Annotated in this window: 14 protein-coding genes; 7 read left to right on the forward strand and 7 right to left on the reverse strand. The window is 76.1% G+C overall.

Annotated features, from left to right (window positions below):
• Positions 1–3: 3 nt before the first annotated feature.
• The gene (locus tag AC230_RS28760; RefSeq protein ID WP_049719255.1) at positions 4–2,790 is read left to right on the forward strand and encodes a bifunctional glycosyltransferase/CDP-glycerol:glycerophosphate glycerophosphotransferase; all 2,787 of its coding nucleotides are present in this window, start codon (positions 4–6) and stop codon (positions 2,788–2,790) included.
• A complete protein-coding gene (locus tag AC230_RS28765) occupies positions 2,787–3,911 on the forward strand; it encodes a glycosyltransferase (RefSeq protein WP_241833394.1) in 1,125 nt (374 codons plus the stop codon). Before AC230_RS28760 ends, AC230_RS28765 begins: the two co-directional genes overlap by 4 nt.
• A 250-nt stretch (positions 3,912–4,161) precedes the next feature.
• On the opposite strand, the gene AC230_RS28770 is transcribed toward AC230_RS28765, so the two are convergent.
• Positions 4,162–4,608 (reverse strand): hypothetical protein, encoded by a 447-nt coding sequence (locus AC230_RS28770; RefSeq protein ID WP_049719256.1) that lies wholly within the window; start codon positions 4,606–4,608, stop codon positions 4,162–4,164.
• 43 nt (positions 4,609–4,651) lie between these two features.
• Here AC230_RS28770 and AC230_RS28775 point away from each other — a divergent pair, with 43 nt between their 5' ends.
• Positions 4,652–5,212 carry a DUF4240 domain-containing protein gene (locus AC230_RS28775; protein WP_049719257.1) on the forward strand — a complete coding sequence of 187 codons (561 nt, stop codon included), beginning with the start codon at positions 4,652–4,654 and terminating at the stop codon, positions 5,210–5,212.
• A 49-nt stretch (positions 5,213–5,261) separates the two neighbouring features.
• On the opposite strand, the gene AC230_RS28780 is transcribed toward AC230_RS28775, so the two are convergent.
• Complete coding sequence (locus tag AC230_RS28780) at positions 5,262–6,881, reverse strand: glycosyltransferase (RefSeq protein ID WP_053161410.1); 1,620 nt, start codon at positions 6,879–6,881, stop codon at positions 5,262–5,264.
• Between the two features lie 93 nt (positions 6,882–6,974).
• On the opposite strand from AC230_RS28780, the gene AC230_RS28785 reads away from it, so the two are divergent.
• Positions 6,975–8,537 (forward strand): glycosyltransferase family 39 protein, encoded by a 1,563-nt coding sequence (locus AC230_RS28785; protein WP_053161411.1) that lies wholly within the window; start codon positions 6,975–6,977, stop codon positions 8,535–8,537.
• Here AC230_RS28785 and AC230_RS28790 read toward each other — a convergent pair.
• The 5 genes from AC230_RS28790 to AC230_RS28810 all read right to left on the reverse strand — a co-directional run bounded on the left by AC230_RS28790 (position 8,506) and on the right by AC230_RS28810 (position 17,423).
• The gene (locus AC230_RS28790; protein ID WP_049719258.1) at positions 8,506–9,402 is read right to left on the reverse strand and encodes a carbohydrate ABC transporter permease; all 897 of its coding nucleotides are present in this window, start codon (positions 9,400–9,402) and stop codon (positions 8,506–8,508) included. The genes AC230_RS28785 and AC230_RS28790 overlap by 32 nt on opposite strands.
• Positions 9,399–10,706 (reverse strand): carbohydrate ABC transporter permease, encoded by a 1,308-nt coding sequence (locus AC230_RS28795; protein ID WP_049719550.1) that lies wholly within the window; start codon positions 10,704–10,706, stop codon positions 9,399–9,401. The genes AC230_RS28790 and AC230_RS28795 overlap by 4 nt, the downstream gene beginning before the upstream one ends.
• A 22-nt stretch (positions 10,707–10,728) precedes the next feature.
• Positions 10,729–12,102: an ABC transporter substrate-binding protein gene (locus AC230_RS28800; RefSeq protein ID WP_049719259.1), complete on the reverse strand. Its 1,374-nt coding sequence runs from the start codon at positions 12,100–12,102 to the stop codon at positions 10,729–10,731.
• 87 nt (positions 12,103–12,189) lie between these two features.
• Positions 12,190–13,029 carry an MFS transporter gene (locus AC230_RS32820; RefSeq protein WP_157868673.1) on the reverse strand — a complete coding sequence of 280 codons (840 nt, stop codon included), beginning with the start codon at positions 13,027–13,029 and terminating at the stop codon, positions 12,190–12,192.
• Positions 13,030–13,304: 275 nt separating this feature from the next.
• The gene (locus tag AC230_RS28810) at positions 13,305–17,423 is read right to left on the reverse strand and encodes an FtsK/SpoIIIE domain-containing protein (RefSeq protein ID WP_049719261.1); all 4,119 of its coding nucleotides are present in this window, start codon (positions 17,421–17,423) and stop codon (positions 13,305–13,307) included.
• A 564-nt stretch (positions 17,424–17,987) separates the two neighbouring features.
• Between AC230_RS28810 and AC230_RS28815 the strand changes: the two genes are divergently transcribed.
• From AC230_RS28815 to prfB, 3 genes are all read left to right on the forward strand, one after another.
• Positions 17,988–19,829 (forward strand): serine/threonine-protein kinase, encoded by a 1,842-nt coding sequence (locus AC230_RS28815; protein WP_049719262.1) that lies wholly within the window; start codon positions 17,988–17,990, stop codon positions 19,827–19,829.
• A 158-nt stretch (positions 19,830–19,987) separates the two neighbouring features.
• Entirely contained in the window at positions 19,988–21,280 is a 1,293-nt protein-coding gene (locus AC230_RS28820; protein ID WP_049719263.1) for a serine/threonine-protein kinase, read from the forward strand.
• A gap of 47 nt (positions 21,281–21,327) precedes the next feature.
• Entirely contained in the window at positions 21,328–22,443 is a 1,116-nt protein-coding gene (gene prfB / locus AC230_RS28825; RefSeq protein WP_078871650.1) for a peptide chain release factor 2, read from the forward strand.
• The last annotated feature ends 16 nt before the right edge of the window (positions 22,444–22,459 follow it).

Below are 22,459 nucleotides of genomic sequence, written 5' to 3' on the forward strand. Positions count from 1 at the left end.
CCCATGCCCGCCGCACGCCGCCATCCCGACGTCAGCGTCGTCGTGATCGTCCACAACGACGCGGAACGGCTCCCGCGCGCCGTGCGGTCCGTCCTCGCCCAGTCGCTGCGCAACCTCGAAGCCCTGGTCGTGGACGACGGATCCACCGACGCCACCCCCGCCGTCGTCCGCCGCCTGGCCGCCGCCGACCCCCGGGTGCGCCCGCTGCGGCTCCCCGTCAACAGCGGCGGCTGCGGCACCCCGCGCAACGCGGGCATCGGCGCCGCCCGGGCGCCGTACGTGATGTTCCTCGACAGCGACGACGAACTCCCGTACCACGCCTGCAAGTCCCTGCTGCTCACGGCCGAACGCACCGGGGCCGACCTGGTTGCCGGCGAGGTCACCCGGCTCTTCGAGGACACCGGCGCCACCGGCCTGTGGTACCCCCGTCTCTTCGAGGAACCGCGGGAGGTGGCGGGCATCGCCGAGGCCCCCGAGTTCTTCCTCGACCACCTCTCCACCAACAAGCTCTACCGCACGGACTTCCTCGCCCGGCACCGCCTCCGCTTCCCCGAGGGCGTCCACTACGAGGACCAGGACTTCAGCGCCCGCGCCTACACCCTGGCCGAGCGCTTCGCCGTCGTCCCCTGGCCCGTCTACACCTGGCGGCTCGACCCCCGGGCCGCCTCCATCACCGCCGGCCGCCACCGCCTCCGCGGCGTCATGGACCGCGTCGCCGTCGCCCGGCTCACCGACGCCTTCCTGGAGGAGAGGGGCCACGCCGCCCTCAGACCCGCCAAGGACGAGGCGTTCCTCCGCCACGACATCCGCCTCCACCTCGGCGACCTGCCCCACCAAGGCCCCGGCTGGGCACGGGAGTTCGCCGCCGTCGTCACGCCCTACCTGGCCGGCCTCGCCCCACGCGCCATCGCGGCCCTCCCGCGCGAGCAGCGGATCTGCCAGTACCTGCTGGGCGCCGGCCGGCACGCCGAGGCGGCCGACTGCGCCCGCACCCTCGACCGCCCGCTGATCGCCCCCCGGCACACCGTCCGCGTCGACCGCCGCACCTACTGGGGCGCCGACCTGCCCCCCGACGCCCATGCCGCCGCCGAGCTGGACATCACCGACTGGCACGTGGCGGAGCAGCCGTTCGCCACCGCCGCCCTGCGCCACGAGGTCACCGGCGTCACGCCCCTCGGCACCCGCCTGCACCTCTCCCTGCGCACGCACGACCCCGCGCGGCTGCTCGCCGGGCCCGTCACCGCCGAACTGCGCCTCGCCGTCCGGGCCGCCCCCCTCACCGTGCCCTTCGCCTACGCCCCGGCCCCCGACGACGCGACCGTCCGCACCGCCGACCTCGTCCTCGACCTCGGCCGCGCCCGCCTCGGCCCCCAGGGCTTCGCCGGCCGGCGCCACCCCGTCGTCGCCCTCGACCGCCTCGGCCTGCACCGCGCCGACCCGCTCCTCGCCACCCCCGGCGCCCCCGGGCTGCGCGCCCGGATCGACGGCCACGACGTCCGCGTCGGCTGCGAGGACCGCGGCGCGGGCCGCCTGGAGATCCGATGGGAGCGCACCGGCGCCCGCGCCCGCGCCGAGGCCCTCGCGCCCCGCCTCGCCCCCGCCCGCCGGCTCGCCCGCCGCGCCACCGGGCCCGGCGCCCGGGCCCTCGCCTGCCGCGGGCTCCACCGGCTGCCCATGGCCGACGACCTGGTCGTCTTCGAGGCCCTGGAGGGCCGCGGCTACGCCGACAGCCCCCGCTGCATCCACGAGGAACTCGTGCGCCGCGGCCTCCCGTTGCGCGCCGTCTGGTCCTACAGCGGCAGCCGCGCCGGCTACCCCGACGGCGTCACCCTCGTCCGCCGCGGCAGCTGGGAGCACGTCCGCGCCGTCGCCCGCGCCCGCTACTGGGTGGACTCCCACGGCTTCCCCGCGCACCTCGCCAAGCGCCCCGGCACCCGCTACCTCCAGACCTGGCACGGCCAGGCCCTCAAACACATGGGCTTCGACGTCCCCGAGCTCCGGCTCGCCGGCCCCGGCCGGCGCCGCGCCCACCAGGCCATGATCGGCCGCTGGGACGCCCTGGTGGCCCCCAGCCCGGAGTTCGAGCGCACCTTCGTCCGCGCCAACGGCTACACCGGCACCCTGCTGCGCACCGGACTCCCGCGCAACGACGCCCTCGTCCGGTGGAACGAACCCGCCCAGCGCGAGCGCGCCGCCGCCGCCCGCGAACGGCTCCAGATCCCCGACGGCTCCCGGGTGCTGCTCTACGCCCCCACCTTCCGCGACGGGGCGCGCGGCAGCGGCGCGTCGGTCCGGGCGGACCTCGCCGAGCTCGTCCGCCGCACCGGCGGGGCCTGGACGGTCGTCGTCCGCCCGCACTACTACGAGCGCTACACCGTCCCCCGCGAGCTGGGCCACGCGGTGCGCGACGGACGGCAGTTCGCCGACCTCAACGACCTGCTCCTCGCCTCGGACGCGCTGCTCACCGACTACTCCTCCGTGATGTTCGACTACGTCAACCTCGGCCGGCCCGTCCTGCTCTACGCCGACGACTACGACCGGTACCGGACCGCGCTCCGCGGCACCTACTACGACCTGCCGGACATCGCCCCCGGACCGCTGATCACCACGACCGGCGAACTCGTCGCCGCCCTCGGGGACCTGGGGGCGGTGCGCGAGGAGTGGGAGGGGGCGTACGAGCGGTTCCGGGCGCGGTTCAACCCGTACGAGACGGGGGCGTCGAGCAAGGCCGTGGTCGACCTGTTCTTCGCCGAGGTGCTGGGAGAGTTGGGCGCGGGAGGTGCCCGGTGAGCCGCCGGCGCAACGTGTTCCTCGTCGGTGTCGACGTCGACTCGATGGGCGGTTCGCAGCGAGTGCTGCACACCCTCGCCCAGGGCTTCGCGGAGCGCGGCCACCGCGTGGAGCTGATCGGCGTCCGCCCCAGCACCGAGCCGTACGCCTTCCACGCCCGCCCCGCCTACACGCGGGCCACGCTCCACCGTTCGCCCGCCGCGCCCGGCGAGCTGCCGGGGTTCGCCCGGCTGCGCGCCGCCCACGCCGCGCGGCGGGACGGCCGGCGCGCCCGCGCCCGGCTCGCCCGGCGCTTCGCGGCCGTCCGCGACGGGTACGTGGTGGCCGGCTCGCCCTGGGCGGTGGACTGGCTGGCGGGGGTGGAGCGGGCGCACCTGAAGTGCCTCGGGCAGTACCACGAGTCCTTCGCGCAGGCCGCCGCCACGGCCAACCTCCGGCTGATCCAACGGCACTACCCCGCACTGGAGAAGTCCGTCTTCCTCAGCGAGGCGGACGCCGCGGAGTTCCGGCGGCTGCGCCTGCCGAACGTGGCGGTCGTCCCCAACCCCCTGCCGTTCGACCCCGGGCCGCCGGCGCCGCTCGACACCCGGCGGGTCGGGGCCGTCGGCCGGCTCGACCCGGTCAAACGGCTCGACCGGCTGATCGACGCCTTCGCCGCGGCCGGTCGCCCGTTCCCCGACTGGGAACTGCACCTCTTCGGCGACGGGCCGGAGGAAGCGGCGCTGCGCTCGCGCGCGGCGCGGCTCGGGGTGGCCGACCGGGTCCGCTTCCGCGGCACGGTGCGGGACGTGGCCGCCGCCTACCGCGAGCTCTCCGTTCTCGCCCTCACCAGCGAGTACGAGGGCCGTCCGATGGCCCTCGCCGAGGCCTCCGCCTGCGGGGTGCCGTGTGTGTCCTTCGATCTCTCCGGCGGGGTGCGGGAGTTGGTGGCGGACGGGGTGACGGGGGTGCTGGTGCCGCCGGGGGACGTGGAGGCGTTCGGGCGGGCGTTGGGTGGCGTGATGGGGGACGCGGGGGTGCGGGAGCGGTACGGGCGGGCGGCGCGGGAGCGGGTCTCGGCGTTCGCACTGCCGGTGGTCCTGGACCGGTGGGAGGAGCTGTTCGAGGAGGTGGACCGGTGACGGGCCCGGTGCCGGCGGAAGTGCCGGCGGGTGCAGGAGGGGTTCCGCCCCCGCCCCGCCCTTTTCTTGGGGCACCGACGAAGCGGTGTTCTGAGCGACGACGAAACGGTCGTCACCGGCTACGGTAGCTGTCGTTTCTGTCGTGTCGGCCACGGTGACAGGTCTGGTGGGAGGGGATGGGCGTGGATGAGCCGATGGTCGCGATCGGGTTGTCCCGTGATGTGGGAGTGGGTGCCCAGGCTTGAAGGTTTCAGCGGGCATTGGAGTTGCCGGCGCCGGCCGGGCACATCAGCCGCTGGTGCCCCTCGGTATCGGGGCGTTGTGTTGCCATGAGCCGGAACGGGGCGCGGGCGGCGATGTGCCCGGCCCAGGTTGCGCCGTCGATCCGTTGCGCGTGCAGGCCGATGGTCGCGTCGATCAGGGGATGGGGGAGGGCGGGACGGTACCAGGTGCCCTCGATCATGACGGCGCCGGAGTGCCCGGGCTGGATGCCTGGCTGGTCGGTGCGGTAGTCGAGCACAAGCCGGTAGCCCAGGGCACGGGCCGGGAGCTGGAGGTCTCGGGTGCGGCGTTGTTGCAGGCGTGGCCACGGCCAGGAATCCGGGGGGCCTCGGCGGCGGACGTCGGCCAGGACGCGGATGGCGTTGGGTCCGGGGCGGTGCCCGGGTTTGTCGAGAGTGAAGCCGACATTGGCCACCGCACGAGGCAGCCTTGTCATACCCAGGTGACAGGGTTCTGCCGTGGACATCGACGAATTCTGGAACACCATCGGGAACGCCCGCGCGAACAGCACGGTAGACAGCCCTTTCGCCCAGGTGCTGACCGACCATCTGGCCATGCAGTCAGCGCACTTCATCCTCGGTTTCCAAGAACGCTTCGAGGAAGTGCATGCCGCCCTGTACCGCTGGGACCTGTGGGCCGCCGCCTACCTCATTGGTGACGGCTGCTCCGACGACGGCTTCATCGACTTCCGTGCCGGCCTCATCGCCCTGGGCCGCCACTGGTGCGAGAAGGCGGCAGTCTGTCCGGACAGCCTGGCTGGGCACCCACTCGTGAGCGAAGCTGCGAACGGCCTGTCCGGCGAAGCCCTGTTCTCCGAAGCGGTCAACTATGCCGCCGCTCACGCCTTCGAACGAGTCACCAGCGGTACGGAAGACCTCTACCAGGCCATGGAGCGACACCGGGACACTCAGGCGATACCCGGAACTGGCGGTGGCATCGACATGGGTGAGCACTTCCACTTCGACGACACCCAGGAGATGTGCCGGCGCCTTCCGCGTCTCGCTGCCCTCTTCCTCTGACCCGGCACAAGCTGATCGGTCAGCAGGTCCCGCACATGACGGGAAACGATCAACCTGAACGATGGAGGCGGGTGGTCAGGGTGGTCCAGAGGGCTTGGGGGCCGGTGAGGGTGCGGAGGGAGAGGGTGCCTGCCGCGGTGGTGCGGGGGCGCACGATCAGTAGGACGTGCCGGGCGTTCGGGAGGAGGGCGCAGGGGCGGCGCGAGGGGCCGACGGCACGGACGGCGGTGCGGAGCACGTCGCCTTGGGCGTCGTGGAGTCCTACGCGGACGTCCCATGAGTGCGTGCCCCGCCGGGCCAGCGGGCCGAGGGCGAAGCGGATGCGGGCGGTCCAGCCGGTGCCGTCGGGGGTGAGGGGGGAGTGGAGGAAGAGGGCCGGGGAGCCGTCGCGCGGGCGGAGTTCGAGGGAGACCGTGTGCGGCCGGGCCGCGGCGAGGCGGCCGTAGAGGTCGTGGACGCGCAGGGCCAGGTCGGCCCGCCGCCGGAGGCGCAGCGTCGCGTCGACGGTGACGGGCAGGTGCCGGGCGGGCGCTGTGGTGAGGCCGTCGAGGACGGCGGCCGGCAGGTCGTCGGCCCACACGGGCCGGCCGGAGGCCACGGCGTAGGGCGGCAGCAGTCGCGCCGGGCGGGCGGCGAGCTGGGCGAGCCGGTCCAGGTCGCGGGGGGCCGGCGCGGCCAGCACCACCCGGGCGATCCAGCGGGCGGGCGCCCGGGCGGCCGCGAGTTCGGCCTCGCCGTACCCCGCCAGGCACGTCCGGGCGGCGCGCCACCAGGCCTCCCGGTAGCGGGCGTCGCGCCGGGGCAGTTCGCGGACGTATATGCGCAGGTCGTGGTCGAGGAACTTGACGCGGGCCGCGAGGGCCAGCCGCTCCCGTCCGGCCGCGCGGTAGATCTCCACGCCGCGCCGGTGGGCCCGGACCCGGGCGTGCCAGTTGGCGATGCGGTCGCGGTCGAGCGAGATGGAGGGCCGGGCGGCGCGGCGGCGCACGTGCCAGACGTAGACGGTGTCGGGGACGGTCGCGACGGCCGGTCCGGCGGCGAGGAGCCGGGCGCTGAAGACGAAGTCCTCATAGGGATAAGGGCCTTCGGGGAAGTGGACGGCGTGCTCGGTGAGGAAGGAGCGGGCGTAGAGCTTGTTGACGCACAGGGTGTCGTGGAGGAGGGCCGGGTGGTGCTCGGGGGAGGGGTGCAGGGCGGCGGTGCGGTAGAGGCCGGGCTGCCAGTGGGTGTCGACCCGTCCGGGCAGTTCGCGGCGGACGCACAGGCCCGCCGCGACGGGGACGCCGTGCCGCAGCGCGGCGCCCAGCAGGGCGTCCACGGCGCCGGGGGGGAGCACGTCGTCGCTGTCGAGGAACATCACATAGGGCGAGCCGGCGGCGCGCAGGCCCTCGTTGCGGGGGGTGCCGCAGCCCCCGCTGTTGACGCGGCGGTGGATGACGCGGAGCCGGGGGTGGCGCGCGGCCAGCCGGTCGAGGACGGCGCCGGTGCCGTCGGTGGAGGCGTCGTCCACGGCGACGACCCGGGCGACGGCCGGTCCCTGGGCGAGGGCGGAGCGGACGGCGTCCGCGATGTGCGCGGCGTCGTCGTAACCGATGACCACGACGTCGACCAGGCCGGCGGGCAGCGTGCCGGGAGCGTGCGGTCTGACAGGGGTTCCGCTCTCGTTCACTGTCACGGAACTCATTTTTATCCGGCATGTACGACGAACCGGGCCAGTGTGGGGCCGAGTGGCCGAGTGGGCCGAGCGGCGGGAGGGACGGCGATGGGGGCGACCCGGGCGGCGGGGCCGGCGGGAGCGGCGGGACGGGCGGCCGCGCTGGCCCCCGCCACCGTGGCGGCGGCCCTGGGTCTCTGGGGGCTGGACCGCGGGTCGATGTGGCGCGACGAGGGGGCCACCTTCCAGGTGGCCCGCCGCTCCGTCACCGAGATCCTCCGCCTGCTCGGCTCCGTCGACGTCGTGCACGGCCTCTACTACCTGCTGATGCACGTCGTCCTCGCGGTGCGGGCCGACGAGGTGACGCTGCGGCTGCCGTCGGTGGCCGCGACCGCCGGCACCGCCGCCCTCGTCGGGGTGCTCGGCAGCCGGCTCGCCCGGCCGCGCGTGGGCCTGTGGGCGGGGCTGCTGTACGCGGTCAACCCGTTCGTCGGCCACTACGCGCAGGAGGGCCGGTCGTACGCGCTGGTCGCGGCGGGCGCGGCGCTGGCGACCCTGCTGCTGGTCCGCGCGGCCGAGCGCGGATCCGCGGCCCGCTGGGCCGCCTACGGGGCGGCCGTCGCGGTGACCGGGCTGCTGCACGAGTTCGCCGTCCTGCTGCTGCCCGCGCACGGTCTGACGCTGCTCGTCTCGTGCGTGCCGTGGCGGACGTGGCGCGGCTGGGCCTGCGCCGCCCTGGCCGCCTGCGCGGCCGTCGCGCCGCTGGCGCTCTTCTCCCGGGGGCAGAGCGGACAGGTCTCCTGGATCAGGACGCCCGGCTCCGCGCAGGTGCGGGCGCTGGTCCTCGATTTCGCCGGCCCGGGGAGCGCCGTCGCCGCCGTCACCCTCGCGCTGGCCGCCCTCGCCCTGCTCGCGCCGCTGCCCCGCTCCGGCCCGCCGGAGGCGCCCCGCCTCCCGCTGCACGCCGTGGCCCTGCCCCTGGCGCTCGTCCCGCCCGTCCTGCTGTACGCCGCGTCGCAGAGCACGCCCGTCTTCCTCGACCGCTATCTGCTGTTCTGCCTCGCGGGCGTGCCGCTGCTGGCCGCCGCCGGGGCGGAGCGGCTGCTGGGGTTCCTGCCGTGGCGGGGGGTGGCGGTGGCGGCCGGTGTCGCGGCCGTCGTGGCGTCCTTCCTGGGGCAGTTCGCCGTCCACCAGCGCGAGCGGCTCCCGGCGAGCCGGGGCGACGAGCCGGCCCGGGTGGCCGCCGCCGTCGGCCGGCTGGCGCGGCCGGGCGACGCGGTGCTGTTCCTGCCGCACCACGAGCGCCGCACCGCCCTGATCTACCCGCGCGACTTCACCGGTCTGCGCGACCTGACGCTGCGGCGCACCGCGGCCGCCTCCGGCACCCTCTACGGCGAGGAGACCGGCGCGTCCGAACTGCGGCGCAGGATCGGGCGGTTGCCGCCGGGCACCCGGGTCTGGGCCGTGTGGGACACGACCACCGTCGGCGGGCGCTGGTTCCGGGCGCAGCGCGCCGAGTACGCCAAGTCGCGCGTGCTCGGCGCGCTGTGCCGCGAGGAGTCGACGGTGTTCGTGCGCGGCGGGGCGGTCTCGCGGTACGCCTGCGCCTCGGACGGCTCGAAACCGCCCGATGGCGGGGTCACTTCACCGCCCCCGCCATCACACCGCTGACGAACTGCCGCTGGAAGGCGAAGAAGACCGCCAGCGGGACGACCATGGAGAGGAAGGCGCCCGACGCGAGGATGTCCACGTTGTCGCCGAACTGCCGCACCTGCTGCTGGAGGGCCACCGTGATCGGCGGGTTGCCGCTGTCTGCGAAGATCAGCCCGACCAGCATGTCGTTCCACACCCACAGGAACTGGAAGATCCCCAGCGAGGCGATCGCCGGGCCGCCCAGCGGCAGTACCACCCGCAGGAACATGCGCAGTTCGCCCGCCCCGTCCAGCCGGGCCGCCTCCAGCAGCTCGCGGGGGATCTCCGCGAAGAAGTTCCGCAGCAGGAAGATGGCGAACGGCAGGCCGAAGGCGGTGTGGAAGAGCACCACGCCCGGCGTCGACTCGAAGATGCCCAGGGCGTTGAAGAGCTTCGCCACCGGGATCAGCGCGACCTGCACGGGGACGACGAGCAGACCCACCACGCCCATGAACCACCAGTCCCGCCCCGGGAATTCGAGCCAGGCGAAGGCGTAGCCCGCGAACGCCCCGACCAGGATCACCAGCACGGTCGCCGGCACGGTGATCAGGGTGGTGGTGAGCAGCGAGTGCATCACCTTGTCGTTGTGGAAGAGGGTGTCGTAGCTCGCCCCGGTCAGCTGTCCGGGGTGGGCGAAGACCTGCCACCAGCCGGAGGAGGCGATGTCCGAGCGGTCCCGCAGGGAGGAGAGCAGCAGGCCGACGGTCGGCATCAGCCAGAACAGCCCGACGGCGACGAGGACGAGGCGCACCGCCCCGCCGCCCAGCCGGGCGGCCAGGCGCGCCGGCCACGGCCGCCGGCCCCGTACGGCCGTCACACGCGGCGTCGCGTCCAAGGCGGTCATCGCCGTCCCTCCTTGCGGATGCGCCGGATGTTCACGATCACGACGGGCAGCACCAGCACCAGCAGGAGCACGGCGATCGCGCTGCCCAGGCCCTGGTTGACGGCCGTGCCGAAGGACGACTGGTAGAGCTGGAGCGCCAGCACGTTGGCGTCCGGCAGGCTGGAGCCGGGGGCGATGATGTAGACGAGGTCGAAGATCTTCAGCACGTTGATCACCAGGGTGATGACCACGACGCCGAGCACGGGTGCCAGCAGCGGCACCGTGACCCGGCGGAAGACCTGCCACTCGTTCGCGCCGTCCACCCGGGCCGCCTCCAGCAGTTCGCGCGGCACGCCCGCCAGGCCCGCCGCGATGAGGACCATCGCGAAGCCCGCCCACATCCAGATGTAGGCGCCGATGATGGACGGGGTGACCAGGGTCGGGCCGAGCCATTCGGCGCCGCGGTAGCGCTCGGCGAAGTTCGCGGCGGGCAGCCGGAGCCGGGCGCCGTCGGCCGCGGCGGGCAGCGTGAACGTCCCGTCGGCGCCGGTCGTCGCCGACGCGACGGTCCGGCCGTCGCGCACCGCCTCGACCTTCACGCCCGACAGGGCCTTCTCGCCCGGGTCGACGCGGCCCGGGGTGCCCCCGCCGCCGCGGGTGAAGTCGAGCCAGACCGTCCCGGTCACCTTCCCCGGCTCGGCCCGCGGGGGTTGCGCGTCCCGCTCGCCCTTCGCGTACCGGGGCTTGACCGCCACCAGGGGCACCGGCGCGGGACTGCCGGCCCGCAGCGCGGATGTGGTGGTGAACGCGCCGTCCGGGTCCGCCGCCAGGCCGCCGTCCGGCCGGGGGTGGGCGCCGGGGTAGGGGGCGGACGCCGCGAAGGTGTCGTGGACCCCCACCCACACGGCGTTGGCGACACCCCGGTCCGGGTCCTGCTCGTACACCAGCCGGAAGATGATGCCCGCCGCGAGCATCGAGATCGCCATCGGCATGAAGACGACGAGCTTGAACGCCGTTCCCCAGCGCACCCGTTCAGTCAGCACGGCGAAGACCAGGCCGAGCGCGGTGGCGAGGCCGGGGGCCACGACGACCCAGACGACGTTGTTCTTCAGGGCCGTGCGGATCCGCTCGTCGGAGAACACCTCGTGGTAGTTGTCGAACCCCACGAAGCCGTTGCCGGACGCGTCGAAGAAACTGCGGTGGACGGAGTACCCGATGGGGTAGACGACGAGGGCGCCCAGCAGGGCCAGGGCGGGCAGGAGGAAGGCGGCGGCCACCAGGGGGCGGGTGCGGACGACGCCCTTGCGGGTGGCGCGGGTCGACACGGTGCTCACCGGATGCCCCCCGTCAGTTCTTGAACGCCTTGGCCGCGTCGGCCTCCAGCCGCTGCTGGATGCCGGCCACGTCCCCGGGGTTCCGCAGGAAGTCCTGGAGGTCCTTCCACTCGCCCTGGCCCGGCTTGCCGCCGAAGGCCGCGGGCGCCTGGTCGGACATGTCGAAGCGGAAGCCGTCGCCCGCCGCCACCAGCGCCTTGGCGATCCTGCGCCGGGTGTCGTCGGGGTAGGCGGCCGCGTCCAGGTTCTTGTTGGCGGAGAGGAAGCCGCCCCGGGCGGCCCAGATCCGCGCCGCGTCGGGGGAGGCCAGGAAGGTCAGCAGCGCCTGCGCGGCCGCGTTGTCCTTGAGCGCCACGCCGACGTCACCGCCGGTCACGACCGGTGGCTCACCGCCCACCGCGGGGAAGGGGAAGACCTTCGCGTCCGTACCGATCCTGGCGTTGGTGCCGTCGATGGCCGCGGCCGCGATGTCCGGCGCGTAGACCATGGCGGCCTTGGAGTCCTCGCCCTTGGCGAAGGTCTGGCCGACGGCGGCGGGGAAGGCGGTCTGGAGGGCGCCCTTGTTGCCGCCCGCCAGCAGTTCCTTCCGGCCGAAGAGCCGGCCGAGCGCCGTCAGGGCGTCCGTGACGGACGGATCCGTCCACTTGATCTTGTGGGTGGTGAGCTGGTCGTACTTCTCGGGCCCCGCCTGCGACAGGTAGACGTTCTCGAACCAGTCGGTGAGCGTCCAGCCGTCCGCGCCGCCGACGGAGACCGCGGGTACGCCGTAGTCGGCGACCACCTGGGCGGCGTTCAGCAGCTCCGCCCAGGTCCTGGGCTCCTTCACGCCGGCGGCGTCGAAGATCTTGGTGTTGTACCAGACCAGGGACTTGTTGGTGACCTTGAAGTAGACGCCGTACGGGGTGCCCTTGTGGGAGCCGAGGTCCTGCCAGCCCTTGCCGAAGTTCTTCCGCAGCTCCGCGGCGGCCTCGGCGTTCAGCGGTTTGAGCCAGCCCTTGCCGGCGAACTCCCGCAGCACGCCCGGCTGCGGCAGCATCGCCACGTCCGGCGGGTCGCCGCCCGTGATCTTCGAGCCGACGAACGACGACATGTCGTCGCCGCTGGGCACGAACGCCACCTCGGCGCCGGTGCGCTTGCTGAACTCGTCGAGGACCTCGGTGAAGTTCTTCTGCTCGGTGCCCGTCCAGACCGCCGTGACCTTGATCTTCTGGCCGTTGAGCCGGGGGAGCCGGACGGTGTGGCGTATGAGGTCGGGGGAGGGGGCTTCCTTCTTCGCGTCGTCGCTGCCGCAGGCCGCCGCCGTCAGCGCCAGGGCGCCCGCCGCGAGGTGCGCGAGCGCGCTGCGCGCCGCGCGGTTCCGGGGCGTCCCCCGTCGTGTCGCACCCATTGCCGCCCTCCCGTACTCGCGCTCGTGCCGGTCGCCGTGAACGGACATGGTGCTTACGCACGTCGGCGTCCGCGCAGGACGGATGCGTCATCTGCGCCGGGTACGCCGTGACTGGCCGCGTCCGCACTCCCGTGCGACTGTCCTACGCCCCGGCCGAGGCGGCCGCAATACCGGGGCGCGTGTCAACTCGCCGATCGTGACCGGGATGTGATGCGGTATCGCGGCACGTGGGGACGGTGGGGCCAGGCCGCCGGGGGAGCCGGCGGCGCACGGTCGGGCCCGCCCCTTCGCGGCGCTCGCCGGGCACCCGCTCAGCCGTGCCGTCCCGGGCGCCGCAGCCGTACGGAGAGCACGCCCATGCCCGCCGTCAGCAGCACCTCCACGAGCATCGCGGTCCGCAGGTCCGTTGCCTCCGCGATCCCTCCGATGACCGGGGCCCGGCGAGGAAGCCGGTGTAGCCCACGGCGGACACGGCCCGGTCCGGGCGCGGATCCGGTCGGCGGAGAGCCGGCCGAGCACCACGCCGGCGGAGAAGGCGGCGAACCCGGCGCCGGCCGTCCCGGCCGAGGCGCCGGCGACGTCCCGCAGGTAGACGGCGCCCCAGTCGTTCATGACGCCCCCGCCCATCAGCGCGCAGAAGGCGATGAGACCGGGGATCCACAGTCCCCTGCCGGGCAGGGCCGGCAGGGGGCCGGGATCCGCGTCCCCGGTCCGGGGGCCGGGCAGCAGGGCTGCCGCGGCGACGCCGGCCAGGACCGCCGGCACGGCCGCGGCGGCGGTGAAGTGCGCGCCGGTGGCGATGTCCCGGGAGGCCGCGATGCCGCCGAGGGCGGCGCCCGCGATGCCGCCGAGGCTGGACATCGCGTGGAAGCCGCCCAGGATGGCCCGGCCGTAGGCGCGCTCGATGAGCACCCCTTGGGTGTTCATGGCGACGTCGACGGCGGTGTTGCCGCAGGCGAACAGCGCCGGCGTCGCCGTCAGCAGCGGTCGCGTCGTCCAGGGCGCGCAGCACCGCGCTCCGGTCCTCGTCGGTGATGTGCGGCCACGGCGCCACCGCGCCCTCGGGGACGACGGGCTTGCCGCCCTTGAGGGCTGGCACGGGGCGCCGTGCGCGCCGGGGAAGCTGTCCGAATGCGACCGGCGGCGCGGTCGGGTGACGCGGCCCGGGGCCGTGGTGCTCATGCCGTGGACGGGTGAACTCCCTATCGGAGCAGGGGTGGAGCGGGCTGGGCGCCCGCCGATTGCGCGGCACGCTGGAGGGCGCTCGCCAGCAGGGCCAGGTCCGTCGGGCCGTTGCCCAGCTCGCGCAGGGGGCGCCGGGTCGGCGGGTCGCCCATGCGCTGCCAGTCCAGGGGCACGACGGTCGGGCGCTGCGTCGCCGTCCGCGGGATCCGGCCCGTGACCCGGCCCGCCTGGAACGGGGTCGCCGCGCCAGCCGCCCGGTGCAGCCGGCCGCGACCCGGCACGGGGGCGTCCGCGGCGCCGCCGCCGTCCGCCGCCGGGGCGATCTCCAACACGGCCCGCAGCGCGGCCCGTCCGGCCGCGGCCGTCTCCGCCGTGCGGTCCGGGCGGCCGGTGCCGGCGACCAGGTGGACACCGAGGCGCTCGCCCTCCCGGGCGACCGCCTCCAGGGCCCGCACCACGGACCCCGCGGCCGGCCGGCCCGTACTGCCCAGGGCGGGGGCGACGAGCGCGTCCAGGTCGTCGACGAGCACGACGAGGCGGGGCAGGGCGTTCTCCGCGGTGTGCGCGGGGCCGCCGGCGGACCGGGCCGCGCGCAGCTGGAGCGTGCCGGTGGCGGGCGGCTCCAGGCCGTCGGAGGTGACGCCGCCCTCCGGCCGGCGGGCGGGCACCGGCTGCGCCGGGGGCGCGGAGTGCCGTTCGTGCCACGCGGCGAAGTCCAGCGTGCCCAGCAGCTCCGCGCGCCGCTTCAGCTCGGAGCCGAGCGCCTGGGCGAACTCCCGCATCCGCAGCGGGTCGGCGGCGGCCAGGTACGTCGAGACGTGCGGCAGATCCGTGCACATCCGCAGGCCGTCGCCGCGCTCGGACGCCGCCCCGTCCACCAGGACGAGGGAGAGCCGGTCCGGACGGTCCGCGGCCGCGAGGGAGGCGGCGAGCGAGCGCAGCAGCTCGGTCTTGCCGCTGCCCGGCCCGCCCTCCACCAGCAGATGCGGCCCCTCCGCGGCCAGGTCCACCGACAGCGGGCCGTGCGGGCCCGCGCCCAGGACGGCGACGGCCCGGCCGCCCGGGCGGCTGCCCGGATCGGTGGCCGAGGCCCAGCGCGCCGTCAGGGACGCCGGCGTGGCCCGGGCCAGCCCCAGCTCGTCCAGCAGCCGCGCGCTGCGGGGCAGGGCCGCGACCCGCGCCGAACGGGCGTCCCCCTCCGCCGCATCCGCCACGCGCAGCGGCGCCAGCGCCCGCGCGAACCGCTCGGCCCACGCCCCCGACACCGCGTCGAGCGCCGCGACGACCGTGCCGCCCGGCGGCGGCACCTCCGCGCCGCGCGGGGCGTGCTCGATGACGTGGACGACCGTGGCCACGTCCCCGCCGACCAGGGCCACCGCCCCGCAGTGCGGGAACGCGGGCGAGGCCGCCCGCGCCGTCTCCAGGGCCGCCGTCACCGGCGAACTCGCCGTCGTGGACGGGGCGTCCGCGAGACAGATCAGGTGGATGCCGGCCGCGCCGCCGCGCGCCGCCAGCCGGGCCAGGGACTCCCGCAGCGCCGGGGTGCCCGGGTCGCCGTCGACGACCACCACCGTGCGCGGACCGCGGTGCGCCTCGGCCAGCGCCACGACCCGCTCCTCCGGCGCGGCCGGCCAGCTCGGGCCCAGCGGGCCGTCGTCCAGCCTCCGCACCAGCTCCGCGGTGCGGGCCGCGGCCTGCTCCCGGTCGTAGGCGACGAGCAGCCGGCAGTCCTGGCCGTGCGCGGGGCGCAGCTGCGGGAGCCAGCCGAGCCAGGCCCACTCCGCCTGCCGCTCCGCGGCGGTGCGCAGCGGGTCCGCCGCGATCAGGACGAACTCCAGCACCGACGGCGAGTGCAGCGCGGCCAGCTGGGCCAGGACGGAGCGGGCCAGGCCGGCCAGCCGGACCCGCGGCCCGGCCAGCCCGAGCGAACCCGCCTGCCGCAGGCCGACGGTGACCGGCACGCCGGGCAGCAGCGCGCCCCCGCCGCCCCGCGGGCCGGGCACGTAGCGGTCGGCCGTGCCCAGGCGGACGGTGAGCAGGTCCGGATGGTCCGGGCCGCGCTCCCACAGGCGCGGGCCCGGGCCGAGCGCGGTCAGCAGCACGGCCGCCGGGTCGGGCCAGCGCTCGCGCAGCGCCGCGGCGGCCTCCGCCGGGGCCGGCGTCCTCGGGGACGGGACGGCGCCCGGGCCGCCGTCCTCCTCCGGGCGCGGCTGCTGAGCGCCGCGGCCCCCGGCGAGGCGGCGCGCCCAGGCCGCTATGCCGCGGTTGCGCGGGCGCCTGGCGTCGGAGGCAGGGGCCGCCTCCTCCGGGGTGCCGGGGCCGGGGTGCATATGGGCGGTGCCCAGGCCGGCCGTGGTGCCGGCCGCGGTACCGGCCGGGTGCGCGCCGTCGTCCCGCGGGGTCGTCCCCGCCGTCCACGACGGCTCCCCGGTGCGCTGCTGGGGGGCGCGCAGGACGGTGTCGCCGTCGACGGCCGTCACGGCGACGGAGCCGTCCCGCGCCGGCCGCGGCGCGGCCGCTCCGGAACCGGTGCCGTACCCCGGGGTGCGGGCGCCCCACGCCGGCGCCTCGGGGTCCGTACGCCCCTGACCGGCCGGAACGCCCCGGGCCGGCGTCCGGTGCTCCGGGCCGCCGGGGCGGGGGAGAACCGCCTCGGGCTCCCGCTGGGGGACGACGGAGTGGCGGGCCGCGCGGGCGTCCGGCTCCTCCGGGGCGTGGTCCCCGTCCCGCGCGGCTCCGGTGACCGCGCGCTCCTCCGGGCCGGCGCCCCGGCGCACGGCGAGGGGCGGGGCGCCGGGGCCCACGGGCCCGCCACCGGCTCCTTCGCGCCCTTCGTGCGCCGCCGCCCTTTCGTACGCCGCTGCTCCTTCGTGCCCTTCGTGCGCCGCTGCGCCTTCGTGCGCCGCCGCGCCCGCCTCGCCGCCCTGTGCGGGCACGCGTGGCGCCGGCCCGCCGCCCGCCGTGCCGGATCCGGCGGAGGACCAGCGCCCGGGCCCGCTGCCCGTCGCGTACCGGGCGGCGCCCCGCGGCGGCTCCGCCGCGCCGGGCGGCGGGGCGGCGGCGCGCGGGCCGTCGGCCGCGCCCCAGGCCGTACCGGGGCTCCCGGCGGAGGCCCCCGCGCCCACGTGCGGATCGCGCCCGTGGGCGCCGGGGGGCATGCCCCCGCCCGCGCCCCGGTGCGTCACCGTCGCACCGGCGGAGGTGACGACGCCGCCGTCCGCACGGGCGGAGGCGACCACCCCCGCGTCCTCATGCGCATCTGCGGGCGCACCACCGCCCGCACCCCCGCGTGACCCCGGCGCCTCCACCGTCCCGGCGGCCGGGCCGCCGTCCGCCCAGGCCCCGCGCACACCGGGCCCCCCGGCGGCCGGGCCGGGCGCCGCGCCCCGCCGTGCCGCGGCGCTCCCCTGCGCGCTCCCCGCCGCGTCCGCGCGCCCCCCGGGCCCTTGCGGGGCGGCGGTCAGCGGTGTCACCCGGAGGCGGCCCTCGCCGTCGGGCGAGGTCGGGAGCGGGGCGCGGGCGGGCCCGGCCTCCGGGGCGTCCGGGGTGTGGAGCACCAGCGTCGACTCGCCCGCCCGCAGCAGCGCCCCGGGGCGGAGGGGGACCGGGCGGTCGTCGACCGGGGTCGTGTCGAGCGTGGTGCCGTTGGTGGAGCCGAGGTCGTGGAGGGTGACGCGGCCGTCCTCGGAGAGGGTGACCGCGCAGTGCAGACGGGAGACGTCGGGGTCGTCCACCGGGATGTCGGCGGACGAGGAGCGGCCGATCCTGACCTCGCCGCCGTGCAGCAGGTGCACCCCGCCCGCGTCCGGGCCGGAGACGACGTGCAGCCGGGCCGTGGTGCCCGTGACGTGCTCGAACGGGGGCTCGGGGTCGGCGGGGGCGCCCAGGGAGAGCACGGCGCCGTCGATCAGCGGGGGCTCGCCGAGCGCGCAGCGCTGCGCGTCCAGCCGCTCCTGGCCGGCGTGGACGACGACGGCTCCGCCGCCCAGGTCGGAGCCGGCCGCCGCGAGGGCGGCGGCGAGGCCGCTCGCCACCCCGGCGAGGGCGGTGCCCGCGGGAGCGGTCACCAGAACGTCGCAGGCGTGCGCGGCGTGCCCGCCGAGCGGTGGCCCGAGGACGGTCAGCCGGATCTGCATCGGCGTCCACAGTCCCTTCCTGCCCTGGTACCGACGGGAAAGGACCGCCCCCCACCGGCGCGCACGGGCACTTCGGCACGTACAGGTCACCACGGAGCGCGGGGCCTGCGCTCCGCCCCCACCGCTCCGTGCTGCGAGCATCCTCGCACCTGCCGCCGACAGCGCGCCCGGCGACGGCCGTTTCGTGATCATGAACGGGCGGGCCCGCGGCTCGAACGGAAGTCGAAGAAGGAAGGAAAGGGAAGGAAAACGTCCACGGGCGAACGATCGGCGACCGGATCGCGGGGGATTTCCCCTTGAGTCCGCTACGCGGACTGACCGCCGACGACCGGTGTCGGCCGCTTTCCGTCCGGCCGCCGACCGCCCCAGGACATTCCCGCAGCAACCGGCGGCAACCAACCGTCCGGAACACGCGTCTTTCCCCTGGGCCCCGGGGATTCGTCAAGGCGACGGTTCGCGGGACAGCACTACAGTGGGCGGAGGGCCGGGCTCGGGGAGAGGCCGTCACACAGTTCGACACCGGGACCGGAGCACGGTCCGGATCACGACCAGGGAGCGCATGACGTGCGGCCGGTAGGCAGCAAGTACCTGCTCGAGGAGCCGCTCGGGCGCGGGGCCACGGGCACCGTCTGGCGGGCCCGCCAGCGAGAGGCCGCGGGAGCCGAGGCGGCGGTGGCCGGGCAGCCGGGCGAGACCGTCGCGATCAAGGTCCTCAAGGAGGAGCTGGCCAACGACGCGGACGTGGTGATGCGCTTCCTGCGCGAGCGCTCCGTCCTGCTGCGGCTCACGCACCCCAACATCGTCCGCACCCGCGACCTCGTCGTCGAGGGCGATCTGCTCGCCCTCGTCATGGATCTGATCGACGGCCCGGACCTGCACCGCTACCTGCGCGAGAACGGCCCCTTCACCCCGGTGGCCGCCGCCCTGCTCACTGCGCAGATCGCCGACGCGCTGGCGGCCAGCCACGCGGACGGCGTCGTGCACCGCGACCTCAAGCCGGCCAACGTCCTCCTCAAGGACGACGGCGGGCGGATGCACCCGATGCTGACGGACTTCGGCATCGCGCGCCTCGCCGACTCCCCGGGCCTCACCCGCACCCACGAGTTCGTCGGCACCCCCGCCTACGTCGCCCCCGAGTCGGCCGAGGGCCGCCCGCAGACCTCCGCCGTCGACATCTACGGCGCGGGCATCCTGCTGTACGAGCTGGTCACCGGCCGGCCCCCGTTCGCCGGGGCGACCGCCCTGGAGGTGCTGCACCAGCACCTGAGCGCCGAGCCGCGCCGCCCCACCACCGTCCCCGAGCCGCTGTGGACGGTCATCGAGCGCTGTCTGCGCAAGCGCCCCGAGGAGCGGCCGAGCGCCGAGAACCTGGCCCGCGCCCTGCGCGTCGTCGCCGCCGGCGTCGGCGTGCACGCGAGCGCGGCCCAGGCCGAGGCGGCGCTGGGCGTCGCCGCGCTGCTCGCCCCGGACCCGCAGCCGGCCGTGGTGCCGGGCACGGGCCAGGGCGCCGCGGGCCAGTTCCCCCCGGCGGGCGGCGCCGGCGACGCCGACCCCACCCAGGTGCTGCCGCCCACGACCGGCGCCCCCGGCCCGTACGGCCGGAACGCCGGCTACGACCCCGACGCCGCGACGAGCGTCCTGCCGAGCGCCGCCCCCGACGCGGGGCCCACCCAGGTGCTCCCGGCCGGTGCCGGCGCGGACGCCGGCCCCACCCAGGTGCTCCCCGCGGGCTCCTACGGCGGGGCGGACCCGACGCGCGCCATGCCGCCCGTCGACCCCGGACCGCCGCAGGCCGACGGCCCGCACCCCTGGCAGACCCAGCTGCGCGCGGCCCGCGACCGCAACGACCAGACGCAGGTGCAGTACCTGGACCCCAGTGAGGACCCGCTGCGCCGTCGCCCCACGCGCCGCCCCGCACCGCAGCAGCCCCAGCAGCCCCAGCAGTACGCGCCCCCGCAGGCACCGGCGCAGCCGCCGTACCGCCAGTCGCCGCAGCCGCCCCAGCAACACCAGCAACACCAGCAGCATCAGCAACAGCAGTACCGGCAGCCCCAGCAGCCGTACGCGCCGCAGCGCCCGCCCCGGCGCGCCCCGGAGCCGCGCTACCAGCAGCCCCCGCAGGCGCCCCAGCCGCAGCCGTACGCCCCGCCGGCGCCCGAACCCGCCCCCCGGCGCGAACCCCGCCCGCCGCGGCAGCGCAGTGCCAACCCCATGCGCATCCCGGGCCTCGGCTGCCTCAAGGGCTGTCTGTTCCTGATCGTGATCCTGGTCCTCGGCTCCTGGGCCGTGTGGGAGTTCACCCCGCTCAAGGACTGGGTCGCCGACGGCAAGAACTTCTGGGACGCGGCGTGGGACTGGGTCACGGACGCCAAGGACTGGATCGCGAGCCACAGTTCGGGCCGGTAGCCCCCGGGCCCGGGCCGCGGGCCCCCGGCCCACCGGATCGGGCGGCTTGTGCCGCGGAAGTGAGGATGGGCACCGGCCGGTGCCCCTAGCATCCCCTCAGCCGCGTAGGTTGGTCGGCGACGCGCCTGTCGGGATGTCTGAGGAGTCGGGGAACAGTCTTGGCACGGAAGATCGGCAGCCGGTACACCGCCCACCAGGTCCTCGGCCGGGGCAGCGCCGGAACGGTGTGGCTCGGCGAGGGGCCCGAGGGCCCGGTCGCCATCAAGCTCCTGCGCGAGGACCTGGCGTCCGACCAGGAGCTCGTCGGCCGCTTCGTCCAGGAACGGGCGGCCCTGCTCGGCCTCGACCACCCCCGGGTGGTCGGCGTCCGCGACCTGGTCGTGGACGGCGCCGACCTCGCCCTCGTCATGGACCTCGTCCGGGGCACCGACCTGCGGACCCGGCTCGACCACGAGCGCCGGCTGGCCCCCGAGGCCGCCGTCGCCATCGTCGCGGACGTCGCCGACGGACTCGCCGCCGCCCACCGGGCCGGCATCGTCCACCGCGACGTCAAGCCCGAGAACGTCCTGCTCGACATGGAGGGTCCGCTCGGCCCGGGCGGCGCCCACCCCGCGCTGCTCACCGACTTCGGCATCGCCCGCCTCGTCGACGCCCCGCGCCCGGCCCGCGACCGCGGCCGCGCCACGGCCCCGCGCAGCGTCATCGGCACCCCCGACTACGTGGCCCCCGAGATCGTCGAGGGCCTGCCGCCGAGGGCGTCCGTCGACGTCTACGCCCTGGCCACCGTCCTCTACGAACTCCTCGCCGGCTTCACGCCGTTCGGCGGCGGCCACCCCGGGGCGGTGCTGCGCCGGCACGTCACCGAGACGGTCGCCCCCCTCCCCGGCATCCCCGACGAGCTGTGGCAGCTCATCGTGCAGTGCCTCGCCAAGGCGCCCGCCTCCCGGCTGCGCGCCCCCGAGCTCGGCTCCCGGCTGCGCGAGCTGCTGCCCGCGCTGGCCGGGCTGCCGCCGCTCGACATCGACGAACCGGGCACCGGGACCGAACCGGCGGACGGCGGCGAGCCGGCGCCCGGCGCCGCGTACGCCCCGCCGCCCACGGCCGCCGAGGCGCCCCGCCGCGGGGCCGTCCCGCTCGTCCCGGCCCCCGCCTTCGACTCCAGCCGCGACACCCACACCAGCATGCGCGTACCGGGCCCGGAGGAGCTCGCGGGCGGAGCGCACGGCACGGCACGGGCGCCCCGCGCGGCCGGTGAGCGCCGGGCGGGCTCGGCCCGCCGCCGCACCCCCGCCGAGGAGCGCAGACGCCGCCGCATCAAGCTGGGCGCGGCCGCCGTGGCGCTGGCCGCGGCGGCGGGCGTGGGCGGCTGGTACGCCACCGCCGGCCACGACTCGGGCGGGACCGGGCCCGGCGTCCACCGCACGGACGCGCCCCAGGGCGAGCTGCCGTGAACGCCGGACCGGGGCGCCCCGCCCCGCGCAGCGGTTAGGCTGGGTGCGTGGCAGTCGTTGATGTATCCGAAGAGCTCAAGTCCCTCTCCTCCACCATGGGGTCGATCGAGGCCGTCCTGGACCTCGACAGGATGAGGGCCGACATCGCCGTGCTCGAGGAGCAGGCGGCCGCCCCGTCCCTGTGGGACGACCCGGAAGCGGCGCAGAAGATCACCAGTCAGCTCTCGCACCTCCAGGCGGAGCTGCGCAAGGCCGAGACGCTGCGCGGCCGCATCGACGACCTCGGGGTGCTCTTCGAGCTCGCCGAGGCCGAGGGCGACGCCGACACCATGGCCGAGGCCGAGGCCGAGCTGACGGCCGTCCGCAAGGCGCTCGACGAGATGGAGGTCCGCACCCTCCTCTCCGGCGAGTACGACGCCCGCGAGGCCCTGGTCAACATCCGCGCCGAGGCCGGCGGCGTGGACGCCTCCGACTTCGCCGAGCGGCTCCAGCGGATGTACCTGCGCTGGGCCGAGCGCCACGGCTACAAGACCGAGGTCTACGAGACCTCGTACGCCGAAGAGGCCGGCATCAAGTCGACCACCTTCGCCGTCCAGGCCCCCTACGCCTACGGCACGCTCTCGGTCGAGCAGGGCACCCACCGCCTGGTGCGCATCTCGCCCTTCGACAACCAGGGCCGCCGCCAGACGTCCTTCGCGGGCGTCGAGGTGCTGCCCGTGGTCGAGCAGAGCGACCACGTCGACATCGACGAGTCCGAGCTGCGCGTCGACGTCTACCGCTCGTCCGGCCCCGGCGGCCAGGGCGTCAACACCACCGACTCGGCGGTGCGCATCACGCACATCCCGACCGGCATCGTCGTCTCCTGCCAGAACGAGCGCTCGCAGATCCAGAACCGCGCGACCGCGATGAACGTCCTCCAGGCCAAGCTGCTCGAGCGGCGCCGCCAGGAGGAGCAGGCCAAGATGGACGCGCTCAAGGGCGACGGCGGCAACTCCTGGGGCAACCAGATGCGTTCGTACGTCCTGCACCCCTACCAGATGGTCAAGGACCTGCGCACCGAGTTCGAGGTCGGCAACCCGCAGGCGGTCCTCGACGGCGACATCGACGGCTTCCTGGAGGCCGGCATCCGCTGGCGCAAGCAGCAGGAACAGCAGGAGAAGTAGGACTGACCAGGGCGGA

This window comes from Streptomyces caatingaensis, assembly GCF_001187435.1.
GTDB classification, from domain to species: domain Bacteria; phylum Actinomycetota; class Actinomycetes; order Streptomycetales; family Streptomycetaceae; genus Streptomyces; species Streptomyces caatingaensis.